The organism is Lysobacter enzymogenes (assembly GCF_017168095.1).
Classification (GTDB): domain Bacteria; phylum Pseudomonadota; class Gammaproteobacteria; order Xanthomonadales; family Xanthomonadaceae; genus Lysobacter; species Lysobacter enzymogenes_D.
Map to the genome: position 1 here is coordinate 1 of NZ_LXSD01000320.1, position 4,692 is coordinate 4,692.

Consider the following 4,692-nt stretch of genomic DNA (forward strand, 5'->3'; position numbering starts at 1 on the left):
GAACGCGCGCAGCGCGAGGCTGGCGACCACCCCCGCGGCCAGCGCCGCCACGGCCCCGCGCCCGCGCCGCCACCCGCCACCGCGCACAACGGCGAGGCGGGCTTCGCGCAGCCAGGGATGGAACAGGGGCGGCATGGGACGAGGGTAGCGCGGCTACGTGGGCGCAAGGACGACGCCACAGTGAGCTGTGCGCGCAGACGGGGCCAGTGCCGTTGGGCAGGCGTGGCGACCCGATCCGAAAGCGTCGGGCCTGAAGGCCCTCCCACAAAAACACCAGGTTTGAAGGCCTTCCCACAAAAGCATCGGGCTTGAAGGCCTCCTACAAAACATCAGGCTTAAGGGCCTTCCCACAAAAGCATTGGACCTGAAGGTCTCCTACAAAACATCACGCTTAAAGGCCATCCCACAAAGTATTGGGAAGGCCCTCCTACAAAAACATCAGGCTTGAAGGCCTTCCCACAAAAGCGTCGGGCCTGAAGGCCTCCCACAAAAAAGCATCGGGCCTGAAGGCGCTCACAAAAGCATCGAGCCTTCCGGCATGAACATCCGGCCCGCGGTCCACCCCACACAGCGGCCGAAGCCTGGGCCGTTGTGGGAGGGCCTTCAGGCCCGATGCTTTCCTGTCCGCCTCGGCCGATGCCCCGCCAAGCCGGTCCGACGCCTCAGCGCTCGCCCGCCACGCACCGCCGCTGCAGAGCGTCGTTCAGCGCGGCCTCGTGCGACCACGCCTCCACGCCGGCCCAGGCCCGCTCCAGCGCCGCGACCACGACCGCTTCGTCGCCGAGGTCGCCGTGCGCTACCAACCGGTACAGCTCGGCCGCGCCGTCCGGGCCCGGCAGGTCGGCCGCTTCGTCGAACATCGTGCCGGCGCTGGCGTAGACGTGGCGCTCGGCCAGGCCGACCAGGCAGGCCACGTGCACGGCGAACTCGCCGGCCAGCAGCGCCAGCGGCTTGCGTGCATAACGGTTGCGCAGCTTGCCGATCAGTTCGTACAACTCGCCGACCACGATCTCGGCCATCGCCCGCTCCACCTCGGCATCGTCGGGATGTGCGGCCAGCGAACGCAGGGTCTCGAACAGCGCGCCGTGATCGGGCGCGATCCACAGCGCGCGCGCGTGCACGAACTGGCCGTGGCTGATCGGCCAGGTTTCGTCGACTTCGCGCGCGAACGCTTCCACCGCGCTGCGCGACATCAGGTTGACCTCGGCCTTGCCGCGGCCGTGCACCCATTCCAGCGATTCGTCGAAGTCCGCGCCGAACGCGGCGTCTTCCAGCACCGCCCACAGCTCCAGGTCGGAGTATGGGCCGTCGCTGTCGCGCGCGGTGGAGCCGTACAGCGCCACCGCCAGCAGGCGTTCGCCGAAACGCTGGCGCAGGCGTTCGAGAATGAGGGCGACCAGGTCGCGGCGTTGTTCGGAGGTGACCGATTGCGGTCCGGCGAACAAGGTGTCCAGTTCGCCCTGCGGCAGTGCGTAATCCATCGCGACTAGGTACCACGGCGCTCGCCGCCGCGGCAATTGCGCGATGCGGGCGTTGCGACGCGGCTTGCGCTTGCGGTGGGATGCGGGGCGCATCCGGTTCGCTGCGCAGCGTTCGGTATCTCCCTGTAGGAGCGGCGCGAGCCGCGACCGCGACACCGCGCTCGCGACGCGACCGGCTACTCCGCAGTCGCGGCTCGCGCCGCTCCTACAGCGGGATACGCGAGCCCGCAGTCATTGCGGCGGCGACGCCAGCTCGCGCGCATCCAGAAAACCGTCGTGGTTGCGGTCCTGGCGGGCGAAGCGTTCGGCCAGGGTCTTGCGGTGCTGCTCGCGGGTCAGCGGCGCGCGCGCGCCGCGGCCGCTGGCGGGCTGTTCGGAGGCGTCGAGCACGCCGTCGCGGTTGGCGTCCATCGCGTCGAAGGCGTAGCTGAGCCAGTCCTGGTACTCGCTCAGCGAGACCCGGCCGTCGCGGTCGGCGTCCATGCGCGCGAGATAGTCGCCGGTGGAGGTCACTTCCTGCGCCGCGGCCGGTGGGACGAGCGACGCCAGGGCCGCCATCGCGGCGAACGACAACGAGAGCAACCGGCGCATGCGCGCTCCGCAACGGGGAATGCGCGCAGCCTGCCGCGCGCGGCCGCAACCGGCAAGAGGCGGCGCGACGACGCGCCCGCCGAGGATGCGCGGCCGGCGCGCTCGGCGCCGGCCGCGCGGGCGCCTCAGCCGTCGTTCTGGCAACAGGCGACGCGGGTGCCGCCGAACTGGCAGCCGGCCTTGGGCGCGCAGCCCTCGGCGTACTTGGTGTCGGCCTGGGCGGCGCCGAAACCGATGCCGGCGGCGAACAGCGCCGCCAGCGCCAGGGCCTTGAAGCGCTTGCTGCGGAACGTCTTCATCGTGCTCTCTCCTTACGCATGCGCACGCCGGCGCCGCTCCGTGGCGCGCAGTCGCGGTCGCGGATGGGCGGTTCGTCCTTGAACGCGAACCGAGCGGGCGGAATGCGCACGGGCGCGGCCAGCGCAGCGGCGCGGGCGGCGGGATTCGGGCAGGCGATAGGCTCGAGCACGCGCCACCTCCGTGTGCGGCGCGGCCGGACGGCGGCGCCGGATTCCATGCCCGGCGACGCTACGCCGGCGCCGCGGGCCGCGCAACGGGCGGCGCGGGCGGCGAAGCCACCGCCGTCTCATTCCCGCTTCGGCGCGCGTCGTACAAAAGAAAACCCGCGCCGGAGCGCGGGTTTTCGGCTGCGGCGCAGGCGCGCGGATCGCCAGCGCGGCTCAGTAGCGCGCCGGCGCCAGCGCATAGCCCTTGAGCCGCGCGGAGAACGCCTGCAGCGACTGGATGCCGCTGGCTTCGGCCTCCACGCACCAGGCGTGCAGGCGCTGCAGCGTCGCCTGGGCGTCGTGCGAGCGATCGTCGAGCACCTGCGCCAAGCGCTGGCGGAAATCGGCCAGCTGGGCCATGCGCGGACGCTCCTCGACCCAGTGCTGCAAGCGCGCGCGGGCGCCCTCGTCGAGCCAGCGGCCGCCGTCGGCCAGGCCCTTGCGCAGGCGCCGCGGCAGCGCGCGCATGCGGTCGCCGGCATGGGCGGCGTCTTCGCGCAGGGTCGGCAGGGTGACGTTGCGGTAGAAATCGGTCATCGCCTGGAAGCGGATCGCCAGCAGCGCCTTCAGCGTTTCGCCGTCGGGCATGGCGATGTTCGGGCGCACGTCGAGGGTCGGCGCGACCCGCAGCACCTTGGCCAGGCGCAGCGCGGCCAGGCCGCGGATCGCGGTCCAGCCGATGTCGAACTCCCACTTGCGCAGGGCGAACTTGGCCGAGCTCGGGAACGCGTGGTGGTTGTTGTGCAGCTCTTCGCCGCCGATCCAGAAGCCCCACGGGGTGAGGTTGGTGGCGGTGTCGGTGGTTTCGAAATTGCGGTAGCCCCACCAGTGGCCCAGGCCGTTGACCACGCCGGCGGCCCAGAACGGGATCCACGCCATCTGCAGCGCCCAGATCGCCACGCCGGCGAAGCCGAACAGGGCGAAACTCGCGAACAGCAGCACCACCGGGCCCATCGTCGCCCACGGGGTGTAGAGCCTGCGTTCGATCCAGTCGTCCGGGCAGCCCTTGCCGTACTTCTCGATGTCCTCGCGCTCGCCGCGGGCCTGGCGGTAGAGCTCCACGCCGCGCCACATCACCGTGTCGATGCCCTTGAACTGCGGGCTGTGCGGGTCGTCCTCGGTCTCGCACTTGGCGTGGTGCTTGCGATGGATCGCCGCCCACTCCTTGGTGATCATCGAGGTGGTCAGCCAGGTCCAGAAGCGGAAGAAATGCGCGAGCACCGGGTGGAAGTCGACCGAGCGGTGCGCCATCGAACGGTGCAGATACAAGGTGACCGAGAAGATGGTGAGCTGGGTCACCACCAGCAAGTACACGGCCAGTTCCCAGACGCTGGCCTGGACCAGGCCGCCGGCGAGGAAATCGATCAGGGACGCGGGCATTGCGGACTCCGGGAGCGGCGCCGGCAGGGGGCGCCTGGGGATTGCGGGCAATTAAAGGACACTTGTATAGCCGATGATGCCATTACGGCTCCACCGTTCGCGCCGGTATGGCCGGCCCGGGCTTGTGATGGGGTTGTGAATTCGAACGGGCAAGCCTGCGCGCGGCGGGCAGGACGCGGCGGTTCAGGCGCGGCGGGCGGGTTCAGGATTCGAAGGTGACGTCGCGGCGGGCGGGTTCGCGGTCGCGGCTCGCGCCGCTCCTACAATCGGAATCGAAGCCCCGCCCCCCTGTAGGAGCGGCGCGAGCCGCGACCGCGCCACGCCGGTTACGACGCAACCGCCCTACTCCGGCGCCTCGATCCGCGCCCGCGCCTGCGCCAGCTGCGCCCGCGCGAACGCCTTCAGCGCGCCACGGTCGGCCTTGGCGAACGGCGAGCCCTTGCCGCAATGCTCCAGCAGCAGGGTCAGGTCCTGGGCCTCGCCGAGGCGTTCGATCTGGTCCTTGTCGAACCTCGGCGCATCCGCGCCCAGCCGCGCGCTCTTGAGCGCGCGCTGCTGCTGCGACAGCCGCCGCGCGCGCCGGCGCCATTCGTGCCAGTCCTCGCCGTCGCCGCTGGCGCGGGCGAGTTCGCCGGCGCGCTGCATCCGCTCCAGGCTCGCGGCGACCGCGCCGCGCCAATGTGCCGGCTGCAATTCCGCCCACGGCAGCGCGCGCAGCGCCGCGCGCAACACCC

General features: G+C 71.2%; 4 protein-coding genes and 1 pseudogene. All 5 read right to left on the reverse strand.

Going from position 1 to position 4,692, the window contains the following annotated elements; translation table 11 throughout:
• Positions 1–662 precede the first annotated feature (662 nt).
• Entirely contained in the window at positions 663–1,481 is an 819-nt protein-coding gene (locus tag A7A76_RS11345; protein WP_206411283.1) for a kanamycin nucleotidyltransferase C-terminal domain-containing protein, read from the reverse strand.
• A gap of 231 nt (positions 1,482–1,712) precedes the next feature.
• Entirely contained in the window at positions 1,713–2,072 is a 360-nt protein-coding gene (locus A7A76_RS11350; protein WP_206411284.1) for a hypothetical protein, read from the reverse strand.
• A gap of 125 nt (positions 2,073–2,197) precedes the next feature.
• Positions 2,198–2,371 (reverse strand): hypothetical protein, encoded by a 174-nt coding sequence (locus A7A76_RS11355; protein ID WP_206411285.1) that lies wholly within the window; start codon positions 2,369–2,371, stop codon positions 2,198–2,200.
• Positions 2,372–2,752: 381 nt separating this feature from the next.
• On the reverse strand, positions 2,753–3,958 hold the full coding sequence (locus tag A7A76_RS11360; RefSeq protein WP_206411286.1) for a DesA family fatty acid desaturase: 1,206 nt from the start codon (positions 3,956–3,958) through the stop codon (positions 2,753–2,755).
• A 342-nt stretch (positions 3,959–4,300) separates the two neighbouring features.
• Positions 4,301–4,692 (reverse strand): annotated as a pseudogene (locus A7A76_RS11365) (hypothetical protein); the annotation flags it as partial.

Excerpts from the sequence above, each read along its gene's own strand:
- A7A76_RS11345 (WP_206411283.1), bottom strand. The coding sequence starts at position 1,481 with ATGGATTACGCACTGCCGCAGGGCGAACTGGACACCTTGTTCGCCGGA.
- A7A76_RS11350 (WP_206411284.1), bottom strand. The coding sequence starts at position 2,072 with ATGCGCCGGTTGCTCTCGTTGTCGTTCGCCGCGATGGCGGCCCTGGCG.
- A7A76_RS11355 (WP_206411285.1), bottom strand. The coding sequence starts at position 2,371 with ATGAAGACGTTCCGCAGCAAGCGCTTCAAGGCCCTGGCGCTGGCGGCG.
- A7A76_RS11360 (WP_206411286.1), bottom strand. The coding sequence starts at position 3,958 with ATGCCCGCGTCCCTGATCGATTTCCTCGCCGGCGGCCTGGTCCAGGCC.